The organism is Polaribacter sp. Z014 (assembly GCF_023555435.1).
In the GTDB taxonomy this organism is placed as follows: Bacteria; Bacteroidota; Bacteroidia; order Flavobacteriales; family Flavobacteriaceae; genus Polaribacter.
This window is the reverse complement of sequence record NZ_JALCZP010000001.1, coordinates 458,466-476,853: the sequence shown is the minus strand read 5'-3', so window position 1 is coordinate 476,853 and position 18,388 is coordinate 458,466. Positions and strand designations below refer to the sequence as shown.

17 protein-coding genes are annotated in these 18,388 nt (G+C 30.2%); 12 read left to right on the top strand and 5 right to left on the bottom strand.

Going from position 1 to position 18,388, the window contains the following annotated elements:
• Nucleotides 1–15 precede the first annotated feature (15 nt).
• On the bottom strand, nt 16–1,272 hold the full coding sequence (locus MPF19_RS19400; RefSeq protein WP_349666053.1) for a flippase: 1,257 nt from the start codon (nt 1,270–1,272) through the stop codon (nt 16–18).
• 71 nt (nt 1,273–1,343) lie between these two features.
• Here MPF19_RS19400 and MPF19_RS02205 point away from each other — a divergent pair, with 71 nt between their 5' ends.
• Nucleotides 1,344–2,330, top strand: a complete 987-nt coding sequence (locus MPF19_RS02205) for a helix-turn-helix transcriptional regulator (protein ID WP_249986584.1) — start codon at nt 1,344–1,346, stop codon at nt 2,328–2,330.
• Nucleotides 2,331–3,027: 697 nt separating this feature from the next.
• On the opposite strand, the gene MPF19_RS02200 is transcribed toward MPF19_RS02205, so the two are convergent.
• The 3 genes from MPF19_RS02200 to ribB form a co-directional block, all read right to left on the bottom strand.
• A complete protein-coding gene (locus MPF19_RS02200; protein WP_249986583.1) occupies nt 3,028–5,049 on the bottom strand; it encodes a hypothetical protein in 2,022 nt (673 codons plus the stop codon).
• 186 nt (nt 5,050–5,235) lie between these two features.
• The gene (locus MPF19_RS02195) at nt 5,236–5,811 is read right to left on the bottom strand and encodes a Crp/Fnr family transcriptional regulator (RefSeq protein ID WP_249986581.1); all 576 of its coding nucleotides are present in this window, start codon (nt 5,809–5,811) and stop codon (nt 5,236–5,238) included.
• On the bottom strand, nt 5,812–6,474 hold the full coding sequence (gene ribB, locus MPF19_RS02190) for a 3,4-dihydroxy-2-butanone-4-phosphate synthase (protein WP_203392709.1): 663 nt from the start codon (nt 6,472–6,474) through the stop codon (nt 5,812–5,814).
• Nucleotides 6,475–6,639: 165 nt separating this feature from the next.
• Here ribB and MPF19_RS02185 point away from each other — a divergent pair, with 165 nt between their 5' ends.
• The 4 genes from MPF19_RS02185 (at nt 6,640) to MPF19_RS02170 (ending at nt 9,497) form a co-directional block, all read left to right on the top strand.
• On the top strand, nt 6,640–7,479 hold the full coding sequence (locus MPF19_RS02185; RefSeq protein WP_203392710.1) for a helix-turn-helix domain-containing protein: 840 nt from the start codon (nt 6,640–6,642) through the stop codon (nt 7,477–7,479).
• 474 nt (nt 7,480–7,953) lie between these two features.
• The gene (gene trxA, locus MPF19_RS02180) at nt 7,954–8,268 is read left to right on the top strand and encodes a thioredoxin (RefSeq protein ID WP_249986580.1); all 315 of its coding nucleotides are present in this window, start codon (nt 7,954–7,956) and stop codon (nt 8,266–8,268) included.
• 281 nt (nt 8,269–8,549) lie between these two features.
• A complete protein-coding gene (locus tag MPF19_RS02175) occupies nt 8,550–9,098 on the top strand; it encodes a carboxymuconolactone decarboxylase family protein (RefSeq protein WP_249986579.1) in 549 nt (182 codons plus the stop codon).
• A gap of 42 nt (nt 9,099–9,140) precedes the next feature.
• Nucleotides 9,141–9,497 carry a cupredoxin domain-containing protein gene (locus MPF19_RS02170; RefSeq protein ID WP_165731561.1) on the top strand — a complete coding sequence of 119 codons (357 nt, stop codon included), beginning with the start codon at nt 9,141–9,143 and terminating at the stop codon, nt 9,495–9,497.
• Nucleotides 9,498–9,654: 157 nt separating this feature from the next.
• On the opposite strand, the gene ppk2 is transcribed toward MPF19_RS02170, so the two are convergent.
• Complete coding sequence (gene ppk2, locus MPF19_RS02165) at nt 9,655–10,461, bottom strand: polyphosphate kinase 2 (RefSeq protein WP_249986578.1); 807 nt, start codon at nt 10,459–10,461, stop codon at nt 9,655–9,657.
• A 142-nt stretch (nt 10,462–10,603) separates the two neighbouring features.
• On the opposite strand from ppk2, the gene MPF19_RS02160 reads away from it, so the two are divergent.
• The 7 genes from MPF19_RS02160 (at nt 10,604) to MPF19_RS02130 (ending at nt 18,356) form a co-directional block, all read left to right on the top strand.
• A complete protein-coding gene (locus tag MPF19_RS02160; protein ID WP_203392714.1) occupies nt 10,604–11,389 on the top strand; it encodes an alpha/beta fold hydrolase in 786 nt (261 codons plus the stop codon).
• 265 nt (nt 11,390–11,654) lie between these two features.
• Nucleotides 11,655–12,659: a sugar kinase gene (locus MPF19_RS02155; protein ID WP_249986577.1), complete on the top strand. Its 1,005-nt coding sequence runs from the start codon at nt 11,655–11,657 to the stop codon at nt 12,657–12,659.
• Between the two features lie 146 nt (nt 12,660–12,805).
• Nucleotides 12,806–13,123, top strand: a complete 318-nt coding sequence (locus MPF19_RS02150; RefSeq protein WP_249986575.1) for a hypothetical protein — start codon at nt 12,806–12,808, stop codon at nt 13,121–13,123.
• Between the two features lie 317 nt (nt 13,124–13,440).
• Entirely contained in the window at nt 13,441–14,364 is a 924-nt protein-coding gene (locus MPF19_RS02145) for a hypothetical protein (protein ID WP_249986574.1), read from the top strand.
• A gap of 4 nt (nt 14,365–14,368) precedes the next feature.
• On the top strand, nt 14,369–16,354 hold the full coding sequence (locus MPF19_RS02140) for a TonB-dependent receptor plug domain-containing protein (protein WP_249986573.1): 1,986 nt from the start codon (nt 14,369–14,371) through the stop codon (nt 16,352–16,354).
• Between the two features lie 39 nt (nt 16,355–16,393).
• On the top strand, nt 16,394–17,269 hold the full coding sequence (locus tag MPF19_RS02135) for an MbnP family protein (RefSeq protein WP_249986572.1): 876 nt from the start codon (nt 16,394–16,396) through the stop codon (nt 17,267–17,269).
• A 64-nt stretch (nt 17,270–17,333) separates the two neighbouring features.
• Entirely contained in the window at nt 17,334–18,356 is a 1,023-nt protein-coding gene (locus MPF19_RS02130; RefSeq protein WP_249986571.1) for a cytochrome-c peroxidase, read from the top strand.
• Nucleotides 18,357–18,388 lie beyond the last annotated feature (32 nt).

Below are 18,388 nucleotides of genomic sequence, written 5' to 3'. Positions count from 1 at the left end.
TGACTTGTTCTAACCTTATTTAAGAAAAATAAATTTTAAATGATTTCTATTTTTACCATCAAAAATTATAAACCCCAAATTGGTAATAAAATGGCTAAAAAGCATAGAAATTGCAGCTCCCATTATTTTGTAAGTAGGAATTAAAAGAAGGCCTAAAATTAAGTTTACAAAACAACCTATAATAAATCGATATACATTTTTTTTAAGTTGATTACTATTGATGAGGTGTTTTTCAAAAACCATTCCCAGAAAAATGAATATTGGCGACCAACTAAATATTTTTAGCGACGTAGCGATAGAAGCATAACTTTCATTAAAAAAAGTGGTTAAAATAGAGGTTCCAAAAAATGTGTAAAATAATCCTATTAGAACCCCTAATAATAGCATGTATTTATACAAAGCACTTATTTTTTTCTGATATATATTGATATCCGTTTTATAAGACTCTGCCAAAGATGGATATAATGCGTTAATTATTGAAAAACCAATACTCCAAATAAGAGCTATAACTAAAAAATCTATGGTAGCGAAAAGACCTATTGCAGCATCTCCAAAATAGTATTTTAAAATAAAATCATCAATAGAAATGTAGAGAGATACTAATAAATTTGAAAGTATTAAAGGATAAGAGTTTTTTAATAAATATTTAGCCATCAATACAGAAAAATATTTATTTTTAAGTTTGATAGCCGTTTTAGTAATAAAAATAAAGCCGTAAATAATTCCTTGCAATAAGAAATCAATAATTAAAAGTGATGCAAAATATTGAATTCCAAGTTGATGTTCAACTCCATAATATTGCAACAAAACAATACAAAATAAGCTTGAAATTTTACTTATAAAAATATAATTCGTTTTTTTAATAGCATAAAAATAATATTCGAAAACGTCTGTAATCCTTATAAAATAACTAAAACTAATTAAAAAGTAGAGCCAAAATAGCTCATTACTACTATAAAAGTAATTGTAAATTAAAAGTCCTAGAAAAAATAAAATCCAGCTAAAAAGACGTAAGTAAAACGCAGTTACTAAAATTTCTTTTGTTTTTTTCGGATTAAAAATGATCTCTCGAATACAAATTGCAGATAATCCTAAAAATAATACAGGTGCAAAAAAGGCAATAAATGTTTCAGCAAACTTAAGTTTCCCAATATTTAAAACACCAAGTGCATTAAAAATTTTAGGAATAATAAAGATACCAACAAGTAACTGAATCAATTTTTCGGCAATAAACCACTTTGTATTAAGAAAATCTTGTTTACTAAAAAGCACAGGTATCTATTATAGAATTGAATGTATAAAGATTAAACTTTTTTTGTAATCTTGTAGCCTAAATTATTAAAATGTCTCCAGAGTTTCTAAGGCGCTACTATATCTTAAAAATTATTACAAATCCAAAAGCTTTTGGTGTAGATAATGATTTTTATGTAACACATAAAGAACTTCAACAAAAACTACAGGACAAACAATCAGAATTTATTGAAAATGAATTTTTAAGTAAATTAAATTCTAATAGTTCAAAAACGGTTCATAGAGATTTAGATTTTATTAAAAATGAATTTGGCGTTCATATTTCATTAAAAAGAGGCTATGGATATTTTGTTAAAAGTGGTAATGTATCCGAAGAAATTACAGATATTTTTAACAGATGCGAGCACTTATTAATAAGTAAAAAAGCATCAGAAAATCATTCTTGTGTAGCTACAGAAAAATCTTCTTTAAATAGTAAGTTAGATTTGTTAGGGCTAATTAATGCCATAGAAAACAAGTATGTAATTCATATAAGTTACAAAGGCTGGTATGATGATAACTGTTTTGAAGAAATTAGTAAAAAAGCCTTTCAACCTTTACATTTAAAAGAAAAGGATAAAGCTTGGTATTTACTTGCGTATTGCCCTGTGGATGATAAAATTACGTCATTTTGTTTAGATGAACGCTTACAGGAAATTAGAATCTTTAAAAGAAAAATGTTAGAAGCAATTCCTTTTGATCATAATGCTTATTTTAAAGATGCAATTGGTATTTTAAATGATGAAACAAAAGCAGAGAAAATTATACTACAAGTTGCCAATCACCATTTAAAATACCTGATAAGTAAACCAATACACGCTAGTCAGCGTCTTATTGTTGAGCCTGTAAAATGGAATTCAGAGGCGTTAGATTACGCTGATCCTGATATTTGGGGAACGATTGAACTTGAACTCAAACCAAATTACGAGTTTATAATGGAGATGCTAAAGTTTAACCAATGGATTAAAATTATTTCACCAAAATCTGTGGTAGATAATTTTAAAGAACACCTTCAATCTATTGTAAATTACTACAATTAATTTTTCATAAACTCTTTTCAATTTTCCTTGAAATAGACTTTGTTTGTCTTTTTGACAATTCTATTTTTGAAAATTATAATCTACATATGCTAGCGTTGAAATTTAAACATTCTACGAATGTGAAAAGCGAATATATTGCTGATGATTTGTCTGTTATAATTAGTACCATATTTTCTAATCCAATGGATGAAAAGGAAAAGTACATGTTGCTTTTATGAGAGATTAAGGTGTAGATCCAAAAACCGAAAGGTATTTAAATACTGGGTTTTTGGAGTGTAGAATTGTTTAAAAAAAATTATTGGTAATATGGCTATAAAAAATTTTGTTGAAACCAAAATTTAATTTTTTAAAATAAAAAATTCTAAATAACAGTAATTATAAAATTTATATTAGGGAGATAAATTTTATAAAAATAAAGAATACGCAAAAGTATCGCGTATTCTTTATTTAAAATTAATCTTTTTACATAGTATATTATTGTTATAATAGTTAAATCTTTTGAAAAGGGAAATTAAAAATTGCTATGAATTGTAAAAGGGGTAAATGATGTATTCATTTACCCCTTTTTATTTTAAGAGAGTTTTTTATATAAATTTACTCACATTAATTGTTATCTACTTTTTAATTTTATGTAAATATTGTTTAATTATAAAAAGCATGTACAATTAACCTTATTCTTTGTAACAAAGTATCTTTTTTATTCAATTACTTCAATAAATATATCTTTTTTTACTGCACTAAAATCAAGATCTCCAACCAATCCTTTAGAAATTGAGATCAACTGTCCTAAATGATTTTGAAAAATAAAATGTGGATACCCTTTTGATTCATACTCTTGTTTAACAAACGAAGGATAACTCAATGTTCTAACTTTCTTTTCATGAAAATAGTTTCCAAAAGAATTTGGATTATTATTTGTACCTAAAATTAACGAACCATCATTGCTGATATTCGTAGGAAAGAAATCTTGGTTTAAAGTTGATATTAGATTATAATTGTTTGTATCATATACAGTGTTATTTCCTGTATTTATAAGATAACTCTTAGCCTTAGAAAATGGGTAGTTATTTTTCCATAGAGGTGTTATATTTAAGTCAACTAAAGTAGAATTACTTGATAATTCTCCATCAGAATTAATTTCGACAATAAGATTTTGAGATTTTGTTCTATTTGCTGCTAATATTCTGTTCTCACCTAAATCAATTATATTAATTTCACTAGAACTAAAATCGTTGTTGTATAGATTATTAGTACTAATTAATTTTAAGTTATTACCTGTCCTTGCAAAGGAATATAATTTTTCTCTATCAGTAGCTAACCAATAACCATCTTCATTAACAATAAGATGATCTGGACTAAAAAAAACGTCTACTTCTAGATTTAAATTGTATTTAAAATTTAAATTGACGTCATAAACAGCAATGGTGCCACCTATATTAACAATTACTTCAGTCCCAAAAGATGATTTAAATACTTTAATAAAAATAATTGAAGAACTATTAAGTTCAATAGAATTTTCAACTGTATTTGTAGCATAATTATATCTGTATAAATCAGAATTATCAGAATAGTACAATATTGTTTCGTCGGGAGAAAAGGCCAAAAATTTTATTGAATTTACAGGTAATATCTCTTCTCTTGTAAAATTTGTAGTTTGTTGATTATTACCTTCAATTACATAGTCATTTCTAGAGCCAAAAATATTATAAACAGAAATAACAAAAACAGGATTATTAAAATAAGGAAGTTCTGTAGAATAATTTGTGGTTTTAATATCGTCAATAGAAGCTAATTCTTCTTCTTGGTATCCACCTCCAGAACCTGAGGAGTAGTTACGAACAGTTATTTTGTAGTGAGAAAAGTAGTAACCTTCATATTGATCCCAATTAAGATTAACGGTAGCGCTATTTAACTTTTGAACAGAAAGATTAACAGAAGGTACTTTAATATAATCTGTTTGTGCTACAGCAGAAATACTTTCTAGAAGACCTTTATCTGTATGTATTTTAAATAGATAACAAACTTCATTTATAGCCGGGGGATTTTCGTCTACAAAAGTGGCAACATTAACATCTGTAATGGTTGTAATTAGCTCAAGGTTATTAGTATTACAACCTTCAGATAATCTATAAATCTCATACTTTTCAAATTCATTATAACCTTTATACTCATCCCATTGTAGTAATATTTTATCTTGGTTGCTTACTGTGCTATCCCAAAAAAAATTACCAGAATAAAACTCTGTTGGGGGTTCGTAACGATTGCATATTGTTTGATAAACTTCTAATTCTCCGTCAGAATCAACATCTAATTGAAGTTTAAAAACCAAACGATTAGCTGTTAATTCAGTTATAACCCATTGATCTGTTTCTAAACCAGTATTAAATGTTATAATTCCATTAGATAAAGACCAGTTTAATTCACTTATTTGTGGTGTACATTCACTATTTACAAAAACATATTCTTTAAATCTCTCTGCTGACTGAAAATTAAAAAAGTCCCTTCCACAATTTTTAACTGATGCTGGAACATCAATTATTTTTTTTTCATATTTAATTTGATAAATAGACCATTTTCCTTCTAACTGTGCATCTGTTGCAGATGTTTGTGCACCATCAAAAAAAGTATCATTTAAAGAAAGTTCATCATCAACATTACTACAACTAAAAAAGAGAATTGTAAAAAAAAGGAGTCCATATAAAATAGATAGTTTCTTCATAGCTTTAAGAGTGTGTATTATTGTTTTAATGACTTAAATTAACAATTTTGAAAGGTAATTTAAAAAAATTTAGAAGCAAATGAGATTATACGTAAAGTTTCTAATACTTTTAACGACCAACCAACCACAAAACAAAATATGGCAGTTCAAGACATCGTAAATTCATGTTTTGATCACATTTTATAATTAAATTTTAGATTTTATCCTACTCAACGTTTCTTGAGAAATATTAATATAAGAAGCTACAATTTTGTTTGGTAAACGTTTTACAATGTTAGGATTTATCTTGAATAATTGCTTGTATCTTTCTGATGCATCTAGTGTCGTAAATGAGATTAATCTCTTAGAATTATTTACATATGCCTTTTCTAAATAGATACTATAAAAATCTTTCCATTTAGGAACAATGGTCATAAGATGTCTAAAATCATCATGAGTTATGTATAGAAGTTCACTCTTTTCAATAACTTGAATCGTTTCTTGCGCAGGTTCATTAGTAATGAAACTAACCAATTCTGTAGCAAACTGATTTTCAAAAGCAATATAACGCGTAACGTCTTTTCCTTCCTCATTTATGTAAAATAGCCTTAAGCAACCTTTTTTTACAAAGTAACTAACCTGACTATTTTTTCCATTAGAAAGTAAAATTTCGTTTTTCTTTTTTTTAATTGCTTTAAAATAAGACAACACAATTTTCAAATCTTCATTATCAATATGTATGTTCTTTTTTATAAAATTCGTGAGCTCTATATTGTCTGTCATCTATTTGTAGTCTCTTACAAATTTACGATAATGAATAATATCTTGTATAGATAGTACTATCAAATTATGTTCATTTGCAAACTCTAAAATGGTGTCAATTTTCGCCATTGTTCCATCATCGTTCATTAATTCACACAGTACAGCTTCTGGTTTTAAACCCGCTAATTTCATTAAATCTACGCTTCCTTCCGTATGACCTTTTCTTTCTAAAACACCATTGTCTTTGGCTCTTAAAGGAAAAATATGTCCGGGTTTTGCTAAATCATTGCTTGTAGCATTTTCTTTACTCGCAGCTTTTATTGTTGTTAACCTATCTTTTGCAGAAACTCCTGTAGTAACGCCTTCCTTGGCTTCAATTGAAACTGTAAAAGGAGTTTGGTAGCTACTTGTATTTTCTTTTACCATATAAGGCAGCTCTAATGCATCTGCTTTTTCATTAGGTAAACAAAGACAAACAATACCACTACATTTACGAATCATAAGTGCCATTTGATTATTGGTCATATGATGTGCAGAGAATACCAAATCTCCTTCATTTTCCCTATCCTCATCATCCATTAAGATAATTCCATTTCCATTTTGAAGATGTATAAGCGCTTTTTCTAATCGCTCTTTACTATCATTACCAAACATTCTTAATGTATCTAATTCTGTAAGTACCATTTTAAATTATATTTAATTTATGAAAGCAAAATTAATATTGTCTCAAGTAAAATTATTTGATGTAGGTCAATAAATTTATTTATTTTTAAAATTGAATAAATTTTACATTTAGAAATAAAACGTAAAGTTTATAACTATTTTTACGACCAACAGACAAAACAAAATATGGCAGTCCAAGACATTGTAAAGTATTCCTTTAAAGAAACCTTTTCTGTAAGTACCGTTCAGTTTGAAAAAGCGTGCACCATAGATCATTCTGTGCAACAGAACGCCTACTCTATTTATTGGATTCAAGAAGGAAAAGGAACCTATAATATCGATTTTGAACAATATACTTTTGAAGACAATGTGCTATTTTTCTTGTCTCCAGGGCAAGTTTTTACGGTAGATTCCGAGCAAATAAAAACCGCCTACAAACTTACTTTTGTGCGTGATTTTTACTGCATACAAACCCACGATCAAGAAGTGGCGTGTAACGGAATTCTGTTCAACAATATTTATGAAACTCCGTTTGTAAAACCTTGTGAAAAGGACACGGCAAAACTCAACTTTATTTTAGAAAGTTTAATTGAGGAATTTCAACAAAACGAAACCGCACAATATGATATGTTACAATCGTATTTAAAGCAATTTATTATTTCTTCGGTTCGTGTAAAAAAGGAGAATCATGTAATTAAAGAAGACACCGAAACACGTCTTTTTAAAGATTTTAGTTTGTTGGTAGAACAAAATTTTAGAACCATGCACTCCGTAACCGATTACGCTAACAGATTAGGACTTTCGCCAAAATCGATTAGCAAACACTTTCAAAAGTTAGGCGCAAAAACGCCATCCGACTTTATTAAGAACCGTATTTTATTAGAAGCGAAGCGTCAACTCATCTATACAGACAAAACTGTAAAAGAAATCGCTTTCGAACTCGGTTTTAACGATCCTGCGTATTTTACACGTTTCTTTACCAAAGCAATTTCTAAATCTCCTCTTCAGTTTAAAAAGGAGTATTAGCTGTTTATATTTTACCTCAGCTTCAATAAAAAACTTCTTCTAAAACACGTAGTAAAAAGATTTATTTTTTTCCATTCAGTTTTGTCATTTCGAACTTTTGAGAGAAATCTCATAACGTTTGCTTGGTGTTGTATTATCACTGTTATGAGATTTCTCCTATTGTCATAATGACAAGTCTGTGGTTTATTGTTATGGCTTAACTCAATATTTTTTTAATTTTCTTGGGCGTGCCCTTATCAGGTCAGGCTTTCGCAACTCGCTTTTTAAAGTTTTATCAAACTTTAAAAGAGCTCAAACAACTTGCTCTATCCTTCACGCGTGCATTTTTGCCAACTATTTTCCGTAGTCCAAACAGTAGGAACTTTTGTCCATTTTTAAACCTTCATCTCGGTTGCATCTTTGCAGTGTGTAACAATAACCACACAACAACAAGTAATTTATCCTGCGTTAGCAGCAACTAAAAAATAAGAAAAAATGGAAATTCAATTAGAACAAATAGACGTAAAAAATATTATAGATAACAATAGCAATGTATTGTTCGATTTTTATGCAGAATGGTGTGGACCTTGTCAAACGTTATTACCAACCATCAACAAATTAGCAGACGAATTAAAGGACGAAGTAATCATCAAAAAAATAAATGTAGATGACTACCCTGAATTAGCAGCAAAGTATAGCGTAAGAAATATACCAACGCTAATTTTCTTTAAAAACGGAGAACCTGCAGACAGACATACGGGTTTAATTACAGAAAGAAATTTAAGAAGTAAAATAGACAGACTAAAATAAGCACTGCAATCATCAAAAAAAAAGCAACTTTTTAACGAGTCCAAATCAAAGGAACTTTTGTCCAATTTTTGAAGTCACTATCGGTTGCATCTTTGCAGAGTCAAACAGTAACAATTAAAAAATCAAAAATTATGAAAACAATAGAAAACGCACAATGCCCAAACTGTTGGGGTTACCAAACCTACGAGGAGCAAAACCCAGAACAACAACTTTGCGAATGCAAAGCATAATATAAAAGAAGATTTAAAAATATTAATAATAAAACAATTTAAAATAGAATTATGAGCACATTTAACGTACCAACAAAAAACGAAGTATCAGAAAACAACCAAGCAATTTTTAACCAATTAGAAAAAGGATTAGGTTTTGTACCCAACTTATACGCAGCCTTTGCACACAGTGAAACTGCATTAGGCAACTTTTTAGCAATAGGGCAAGGAAAAACAAGTTTTTCAGCTAAAGAAAAAGAAGTAATCAACTTAGCGGTAAGTCAAGTAAACGAATGTGTGTATTGTTTATCTGCACACACTGCAATTGGTAAAATGAATGGTTTTACAGAAGATCAAATTTTAGAATTAAGAACTGGAAACGCTTCTTTTGACGCAAAATTAGACGCCTTAGCAAAGTTTGCAAGAAGTGTAGCTATTAACAGAGGAGCTGCAACACCAGAATCTGTAGAAAACTTATATGCAGCAGGATATACAAAAGGAAACTTAGCAGATGCAATTATCTTAATAGGAGAAATTACCATTACCAACTACTTTCATAAAACAACAGATGTTGCAGTAGATTTCCCGGTAGCACAAACCTTAGAAGTAGCAACAATTTAATACATAATCAATTTTAATAATAATTAGTAATACACAACAATCATGAAAAAAGTAATCGCAATTTTAGTAATCGTTTTAGGTTTCGCATTCAATACAAATGCACAAGAAGTAAAAACAGTTTCATTAGAACAAACCAAGGGTGAGTTTACTCAGAAACAACTTACATTATCTGAAGGAACTTATGTTTTTGAGGTAGCAAACAACAATGTAGGTCATAATGTAGGTTTTGTTTTAGCTCCAAAAGCAGATGTAAAAGCGCACATTAAAAACGCGTATGTTACTGCACAAGTAAAAAACAACACCAAAGAAAGCTCTAAAGAAGTAACTCTTAAGAAAGGTGAATATGTGTATTTCTGTCCTTTAAACCCAACACCACAATATACTTTAATAGTAGAATAGTTCCCTTAATTCAAGTAGTGATTGGCGAGCAGAAATGCTCGCCTTTTTTATTAAATAAACAACCTCGTACCAATGGGTACGAGGTTATTTACGTAACAAATATTTCTTATTTCAAGGAAATCCTCAGTGATTTAAAACCTTGGTTATCGCCTTGCTACTAAAACTTTTCTGGTACAAATGTCTGGTAATTCATTGGTGGTCTTACATACGCTTTACCGTCTGGTAATGGCGGAAGCTCAATTGGTTTAATATCCATTTGTTCATAAGGAATCTTACTTAACATATGGCTAATACAATTTAACCTAGCTTTCTTTTTATTTTCTGAATTCACTACAAACCAAGGCACTTGTTTGGTGTCTGTATGTGCAAACATTTGATCTTTTGCTTTTGAATACTCTAACCAACGTGAACGAGATTGTAAATCCATCGGACTAAATTTCCATCTTTTTAAAGGATTAGAAATACGGTTTTTAAAACGTCTTTCTTGTTCTTCATCACTAACAGAAAACCAATATTTTAAAACAATAATGCCAGATCTTACCAACATGCGTTCAAATTCTGGGCAAGAACGTAAAAACTCATCATATTCATCATCTGTACAAAAACCCATTACTTTTTCTACACCTGCTCTGTTGTACCAGCTTCTATCAAACAATACGATTTCTCCTGCGGCAGGTAAATATTGCACGTAACGTTGAAAATACCATTGCGACTTTTCTTTTTCGGTAGGAACACCCAATGCAACTACTTTACAAATTCTAGGGTTTAAAGGCTCTGTAAAACGTTTTATAGTTCCGCCTTTTCCAGAAGCATCTCTTCCTTCAAAAACAATGACTACTTTTAATCCTTGCTTTTTAACCCACTCTTGCATGTGCACCAATTCTGTGTGCAATATTTTTAATTCATCGTCGTAATTAAATTTCTTCTTATTACTATTTGTTGGTGTTGGTGTAGCTTTTTCCATTTATGCAATCTACAAAAATTCAAAAAAAAATAAAACAGTTTTTTATAAATAATAAAAACCCTAATAAATAATTTAAAGTTTCATCAAAATTAAATGTCTTATTTTAGCATTTCAATTATTCATTTTATTTAAAAATAAACCTTTGTTAAACTACTACTTATATTCGCATACCACCGCTACAGAGTGGGTTACTTTTGTTCATGGAGCAGGAGGTAGTAGTTCTATTTGGTTTAAACAAGTACGAGATTTTAAAAAGCATTTTAATGTTTTAATTTTAGATTTACGTGGTCATGGAGATAGCAAACCAACACTAAAAGACACTTTTAAAGCAAAATATACTTTTGATTCTATTACGGCAGATATTGTTGAAGTAATAGATCATTTAAAAATTAAAAAATCTCATTTTATTGGTATTTCTTTAGGGACTATTTTAATTAGAAATCTTGCCGAAAAAAGACCAGAGTTGGTAAAAAGCATGATTATGGGAGGTGCCATTATAAAAATGAATTTCCGCTCTCAGGTTTTAATGAAAGTTGGTAATATCTTTAAATCTGTGGTGCCTTATATGATGTTGTACAAACTCTTTGCGTTTATTATTATGCCAAAGAAAAATCATAAAAAATCTAGATTACTGTTTGTAAACGAAGCGAAGAAATTATATCAAAAAGAATTTTTACGTTGGTTTAAATTAACTTCAGAAATCAATCCTTTACTCCGTTTTTTTAGAACAAAAGATATTCAGATTCCTACTTTATACGTAATGGGAGCCGAAGATCATCTGTTTTTACCTTCTATAAAAAACATTGTTTCAATACATGTTACGGCATCACTTTTTGTAATTGAAAATTGTGGGCATGTTGTTAATGTAGAACAGCCAGAAATGTTTAACAATCATACTATTCGTTTTATCACATCTTTAAGAGCATAATTACATATTTATTATCTTTTGATTTACAGTTTTGGTTTTAACTTAACCTGTGTAAAACTGGTTAACCAATTGACGTGATTTTGCGTGTTTTATTCATTTTTTCTTTTTAACAAAAGAGATATTCAAAAATTAGAATAACCCAAATCTCTTTACCACAAAGGTTTTACCGTTACTATATATTCAACAATACTTTAAAATAATTAAAAATAAAACAGCTTTTTAATTATTTTTTATAAAGTATCTTTGCTTTATAAAAGTTTTTAACATGAATCAGATAATCACATTTGGAGAGGTTTTAATGCGAATTTCGCCTTCAGGAAACAAAAAATTTATTCAATCTAACCAAGTAGAATTTTATTTTGGTGGTACCGAATTAAATGTAGGTATTTCTGTAGCAAATTTTGGACAAGATGTAAAACATATTTCATGTGTTTCTGATGATTTTATAGGTGATACTGCTATTTCTTTTCTAAGAAAATTTGATGTTAGCACTTCTGCAATTGTTCGCTCTAGCAGACCTTTAGGTGTTTATTTTTTAGAAGTTGGTGCTGTTATGAGAGCAAGTTCTATTTCTTACAACAGGTCTCACTCTTCTTTTTCTGAAATTCAACCAGAAATGGTAGACTGGGAAAAGTCTTTAGAAAAAGGAAAATGGTTTCATTGGACAGGCATCACACCTGCGCTTTGTGAAGGTGGTTATGAAACGTTAAAAGAAGGGTTAATTCTTGCCCAGAAAAAGGGTATGGGAATTTCTGTGGATCCAACTTACAGAAGTGGTTTATGGAAATGGGGTGGTGATTCAAGAGAAGTTCTATCTGAATTAGTGAACTATTCTACTATTTTTATTGGTGGTGTTAACGAAATTAATGAACTTTTAGATACCGATTTTTCTTATTCTAATGAAGATTTTATTGAAGCTAGTAAACAGTTAATGGAAAAATATCCTACAATAGAAAAAGTGTTTGATAAAATTAGAACTTCCATTAATTCTTCTTGGCATAAAATAAGAGCAAGAATGTGGAATGGTAAAGAATTTAAAGAAACTTTAGACTTAGACATTACACATATTATAGATAGAATTGGTACTGGTGATGCTTTTGCAGCCGGTATTATTCATGGTTTACAAAAATTTGATGATTACAAAGCTATGGAGTTTGGTAGTGCTGCTTGCGCCATTAAACACACTTATTTAGGGGATATCAATTATGCAAACGAAAAAGAAGTAATGAATATTCTAGAAGGAAATACTACCGGAAGATTACTAAGATAAATAGCTCAAATACATACTAATAATTAACAAATATAAAAGGATAAGTTTGTCTTTATTAATTATTAGGAAAAATTAAAAAAAAGAAAGATATTCGCGGCGTGAAAATTGCAGCAATCTTTCTATCGCTATTCTTGCTTACTAAGCCCTTGCTTCCATTATTGGAATATGCAGCTTTTTACGATTATATTAAAAATGAGCTTTGTGAAAATAGAGATACTCCAGAATTACACTGTAACGGAAAATGTCATTTAGCAAAACAAATTGTGAAGGCAGGAGATTCAGACAGCGGTAATGAAAAAAATAAATCAATTAAAATAGAAATTTCTATTGTTTATTTTCAAGAAATAACTCATAAGGATGCTGTTCTATTGCCTAAAGACGAAAATTTAAAAATAAATATTTCCTATAATAACACGTATAAATTCCATCATACGGATGTTATTTTTCACCCACCACTCGCTTAATTTCTTCATACTAAGAAACGCAATACACCAAATAATTGGTGCTTAATTATATTTAATTAGGTATCTAGTTATGTGCTATCAATTAGAAATAATTAATAGTAAAAAAAAACACAGTTAAGTTTTTTTTTAAACAAAAGCTCTTTATATGGTGTTTGGTAAGCCTGTTTCTTAACCATTTCTTTTTAGTAGTAAGAATGCAATTATAACAATTGCACTTGCCTTATAATGCACAATACGCTTTCTTAAAATAAGTAATTGTCCATCTATTTGGTGCTACTAGTTTTTCAACAGTTTTTTAATAAAACAGTCATAAAATAATGAAACATTTACATCTAATTGTAATTGCAATTCTTATTGTAATAACTTCTTGTACGTTGGATAAAACGGATTACGAAGCGGAATTAAAAGTAGAAACTACAGAATATATTGAATTCGAAGAGGTAACTGTCATAAATAATGGAGATTACAGCGTTAGCATAGAAGCTTTAAATGGTACTTTGTATAAAGGTTATAATGAAATTCATTTAAACATCACCAAATTAGAAACAGGTGAGAACATCGATAATTCTGAAATTACTTTTTTACCAATTATGACCGATGCGAATGGAAATAAATCTTCTTGTCCGCATGCATATAATCTAGCATACAATGCAACCGAAGGATATTTCGAGGGATATGTTGTATTTACAAATGAGAGTAGTTCTACAGTAGCTTGGCAGTTGTATATCAATTTTACAGATAGTAATGAAACGCACAAGGTGAATCAAGTTATTTCTGTGGAAGAGCAAATCAACAAGAACCTCAACATGACGGCTTTTACAGGCAATGATAATGAGCAGTATTTTATTGCTTTGGTTGCACCTCAAAGTCCGCGTGTGGCACAAAACGATTTGGTTGCTGGTATTTACAAATACAATAAGCCAACTAATGCTGCAGGAGAATTCCCTGATATTTCGCAGTTTTCCTATTCCGTTGTAGAAAATTACACCTTGTTCATAGATCCAAGAATGCCAGAACCTTCTATGGGAAATCATTCATCACCTAATAATGAAGATTTAACACAACAAGATAATGGTTTGTATCACGGAATTGTAAACTATACAATGACAGGTAATTGGACGTTGAATTTCATTTTAAAAGATGAAAACCAACAAATAATAAAAGGAAACGAAGTTTCTACCGAATTTACTCCGGGAGTAGAAGGAGAAAGAGGCGAACTTCATATTGATATCTTATTTTAAAAATATGAAAGGAATAACGATAGCAATCCTATTATTAGCAACTCTAGCAAATGCACAGACTGTTGAGAAAAAAAGAGATAGTTTAGGTGGCGTCTTAGAGGAAGTGATAATTGTAGCGGCTAAAAAAAAGAAAATAGAAACAGACATGAAAATGGCGGTTTCTGTGGATGAATTTTTAGCCTCATCAGACAACATCAGTTTTATAAAGCGTGGCGCTTACGCTTGGGAACCTTTATTGAACAATATGAGTACAGAACGTTCTTTAGTTACCATTGATGGCATGCATGTTTTTGGTGCTTGTACCGATAAAATGGATCCGATAACATCTTATGTAGAAAGTAATAATTTATCTGATATTGATATAAAATCAGGACAAGAGGGCAGTTTGCACGGAGCAACAGTAGCTGGTAGCATCGATTTGAAAAGGAAAAGTACCGCATTTAAATTAGGGGAAAATTATAAAGGTGCTTTCCAAACTGGCTTTGAGTTTAACAACAAACAGTTTTTTAACCTTGCAAACGCCTCTTATTCTAGTGAAAAATGGGTAGTAGATGGTAGTATTTCTAACAGAAAAGCATCAAATTACTCAGACGGAAATAATGATGAAGTACAAAATTCTCAGTTCGAAAAACTGAACGCTTCTTTAGGGGTAGCCTACAAAACGGGTGATTTATCATCTTTAAGAGTAGACGCTATTTTTGATAGAGCAAAGAATGTTGGCTTCCCTGCATTGCCAATGGATTTATCTTTGTCTAGAGCGTTAATTACATCAGTTGCCTACAAACAATTTTTTGAAAAAGGAATTGTAAAAGTGTGGGATACCAAAGTGTATTTTAATGCTATAGAACATTATATGGATGACACCACACGTCCGGAAAACTTGGTTCACATGGACATGCCTGGTTGGAGTACAACGTATGGTTTGGTTTCTAAAGTAAACCTGCAAAAAGGTAATCTATCATCCGAAGTACAATTGAACGCCTACAATAATTTATCTATTGCAGAGATGCGTATGTATCCGCAAGACAGAAGTGAGCGAACTATGTTTGCCTACAGTTGGCCTTGGGTTACAACAACCTATGCCGGACTTTCAATAGGTAATTTATGGGATATTTCTGATACAAGTCAACTAAGTTTTGGAGGCTCTCTAGGTGTCAATTACAATTATTCTAAATATGTAGAATTCAATTGGATTTTTCACCCAGGAACTCCACAAGAAAAAACAAGATTCTTACCAAGTTTAAATACAAGTTATCATTTAAATGTAGGTGATTTTAATTTTTCTGTTGGTGGTGGTTACGGTCATAGAGCGCCTTCTGTTTCCGAAGGATATGGATATTATATTTATAACAGTTTCGATAGATATGATTACATCGGAAACCCGGATTTGAAAAATGAAATTTCCTATGAAGTAAATGCGAGTGCTGGCTTCGAAAACGAAAAAGGAAGTATCAATGCCAAAGTAAACTACTTCTATATTCAGAATTATATAATTGGTAGAATTTTAAGTTTGGGGAGCCCTATGAACTATCAATCTGTAGGAGTTAAAGGATATACCTCTCTAGATTATGCCACATTATTTAATTTCTCACTGAATGCGAAGTACACAATTTTACAGAAATTACATTGGAAAGGAACGTTAACCTATGCAAGAGGTTTAGATGATAATCAGAAGAATTTACCATTTATTCGTCCGTTAAGTTATCAAACTTCGGTGCATTTTTCTCATAAAAAATTCGGTTTTGGAACAGCACTAAATGGCGATTTTAAGCAGCAGCATTACAGTCCGGAATACGGAGAAGATGAAACACCATCTTACAAAAACTGGAATGTTTCTGCAGATTATACTTTTTACATCAATAATTACAAAACAGTTTTTCAAGTAGGTGCGGAAAACTTATTAAACGAATATTACAGCACCTACGCAGATTGGGGTAATATCCCAAGAATGGGACGTAACATTTTTACGTCTTTAAAAATCAATTTTTAACCAAAAACAATCAATTAATAATCACAAAAATTAAATACAATGAAAAATTTAAAAAAGTACCTTTTAGCAGCATTAGTCTCATTATCAATAATTTCTTGTAGTGAAGACGGTATTCCTGTAGCCAACGATGTAACATTAGAGTTTAATAATACATTTGGAGCAACAACAATTGTTTTGGGAGATGCAACATCTGCAGAAGCAACAACAAACACTTCTACAGAAGGACAAGTACATCATTTTTCTGAATTAAAATACGTAATAAGTAACATTCGTCTTGTAAACGCAGAAGGTGTAGAATTTCCTTACAATACTCAAAATTTAGATGAAGGAGCTACTATTATTGATCAGTCTAAAGAAGCAACACTAAAATATGTTTTGAATGATATTCCAACAGCTAATTACACACAAATTAAATTTGGTTTAGGAATAAAAGAAGCATTAAACACTTTAGATGAAGAACTTTTTCCTTCTTTTTATAATGCAGATTTATCAATACACTGGTTCTGGGCAACAGGATACCGTTTTGCACAAATTGAAGGTTTTTATGGCGCAGACAACGCTCCTTTAGCAATTCATACTGGTAGTGTTTTAGGTGGTGATCCAGATGATGAAAGTACTTGGAATAATGCAGATGTGCATGCTCGTAATGCTTATAGAGATATTACTTTAGATTTATCTACAGATGCAATGGTTGGCGAAAATTCTCCTACAATTACTATTAAAGCAGATTTTAATAAGGTTTTAAGTGGAACAAATACAATTACTTTAGAAACTCCGACGGAAGGTTATACTGCAGGAACTTTTGCCACTAAACATGTAAGTCCTAATGTAATGGTAGAGTATGTTGATAATATGGCGGGTAATGGCGATACAGACATTAAAGGAATGTTTTCTATTGAAAGTGTAGAAAACTAAACCTATAAAAAGAGTCAGTTTTCAATATAATATAGAAAACTGACTCTTCTTTAAAAGAATTAAAATGAAAAAGTTATTACTGAATATTTTTATAATACTATTAATATCTTCTTGTACTAAAGAAGATGTTTATGAACCCTTTGTTTTTGATAATCCAGAAATAGCAATAAATATTCCTGTAGATTTTCCTGCATTAAACAATTCATTTTACACCAATAAACCCACAAAATATGGCGTTGAATTGGGACAAAAATTATTTTTCGACAAAAAACTGAGTGCAAACAATACTATTTCATGTGCTAGTTGTCATATACAAGCAAATGCCTTTGCTGATCATAATGCAAAAGGTATCGGTATTGAAGGACGAATTGGACTTAGAAATGCACCACCTGTGCAAAACATGGCATTTATGCAAGTGTATAATTGGGAGGGCAGTAAATCAAAGTTAGAAGATCAGCCAATTGTGCCAATAATTACACCCGAAGAAATGGACTCCTCTATTTTAGAAGTAATTGGTAAAATTGAACAAGACGAAGATTATATCAATTTATTCAATAAAACTTTTGGGGATGACAATATAACTGGAAATAGAATTTTTAATAGTATTGCTCAGTTTGAATACACTTTAATTTCTGCCAATAGTAAATACGATAAAGTAAAAAGAAATGAAGGCGTAACATTCACTGTAAATGAAGAGAAAGGTTATCAAACCTTTAAAAATAAATGTTCAAGTTGCCACAGTACAGAATTGTTTACCGACCAAAGTTATAGAAATATAGGGTTTCCAATAAATCCTGATCAGGAAGAAACAGGACGTACAAGGGTTACTCTAGAATTAAACGATTTAATGCGTTTTCGTGTTCCATCTTTAAGAAATATAGCATATACTGCACCTTACGGAAGTTTTGGTCAATTCGCTACTTTAAAAGAAGTCTTAGATTATTTAGACAATGGCGTTTTAGATGCAGATAATCTAGATCCGATTCTTAAAGAAAACAATAATCAAATTCCACTTACAGTGGATGAAAAAGAGAACCTTATTTCATTTTTAAACACCTTAAGCGATACTGATTTTGTTACGCAGTAACAATTAACTTTAAAGCACAAAAAAAGCGAGTT

Bases quoted from the DNA above. Each gene is read 5' to 3' on its own strand.
- MPF19_RS02205 (WP_249986584.1), top strand. From the start codon at position 1,344: ATGTCTCCAGAGTTTCTAAGGCGCTACTATATCTTAAAAATTATTACA.
- MPF19_RS02200 (WP_249986583.1), bottom strand. From the start codon at position 5,049: ATGAAGAAACTATCTATTTTATATGGACTCCTTTTTTTTACAATTCTC.
- MPF19_RS02195 (WP_249986581.1), bottom strand. From the start codon at position 5,811: ATGACAGACAATATAGAGCTCACGAATTTTATAAAAAAGAACATACAT.
- ribB (WP_203392709.1), bottom strand. From the start codon at position 6,474: ATGGTACTTACAGAATTAGATACATTAAGAATGTTTGGTAATGATAGT.
- MPF19_RS02185 (WP_203392710.1), top strand. From the start codon at position 6,640: ATGGCAGTCCAAGACATTGTAAAGTATTCCTTTAAAGAAACCTTTTCT.
- trxA (WP_249986580.1), top strand. From the start codon at position 7,954: ATGGAAATTCAATTAGAACAAATAGACGTAAAAAATATTATAGATAAC.
- MPF19_RS02175 (WP_249986579.1), top strand. From the start codon at position 8,550: ATGAGCACATTTAACGTACCAACAAAAAACGAAGTATCAGAAAACAAC.
- MPF19_RS02170 (WP_165731561.1), top strand. From the start codon at position 9,141: ATGAAAAAAGTAATCGCAATTTTAGTAATCGTTTTAGGTTTCGCATTC.
- ppk2 (WP_249986578.1), bottom strand. From the start codon at position 10,461: ATGGAAAAAGCTACACCAACACCAACAAATAGTAATAAGAAGAAATTT.
- MPF19_RS02155 (WP_249986577.1), top strand. From the start codon at position 11,655: ATGAATCAGATAATCACATTTGGAGAGGTTTTAATGCGAATTTCGCCT.
- MPF19_RS02145 (WP_249986574.1), top strand. From the start codon at position 13,441: ATGAAACATTTACATCTAATTGTAATTGCAATTCTTATTGTAATAACT.
- MPF19_RS02140 (WP_249986573.1), top strand. From the start codon at position 14,369: ATGAAAGGAATAACGATAGCAATCCTATTATTAGCAACTCTAGCAAAT.
- MPF19_RS02135 (WP_249986572.1), top strand. From the start codon at position 16,394: ATGAAAAATTTAAAAAAGTACCTTTTAGCAGCATTAGTCTCATTATCA.
- MPF19_RS02130 (WP_249986571.1), top strand. From the start codon at position 17,334: ATGAAAAAGTTATTACTGAATATTTTTATAATACTATTAATATCTTCT.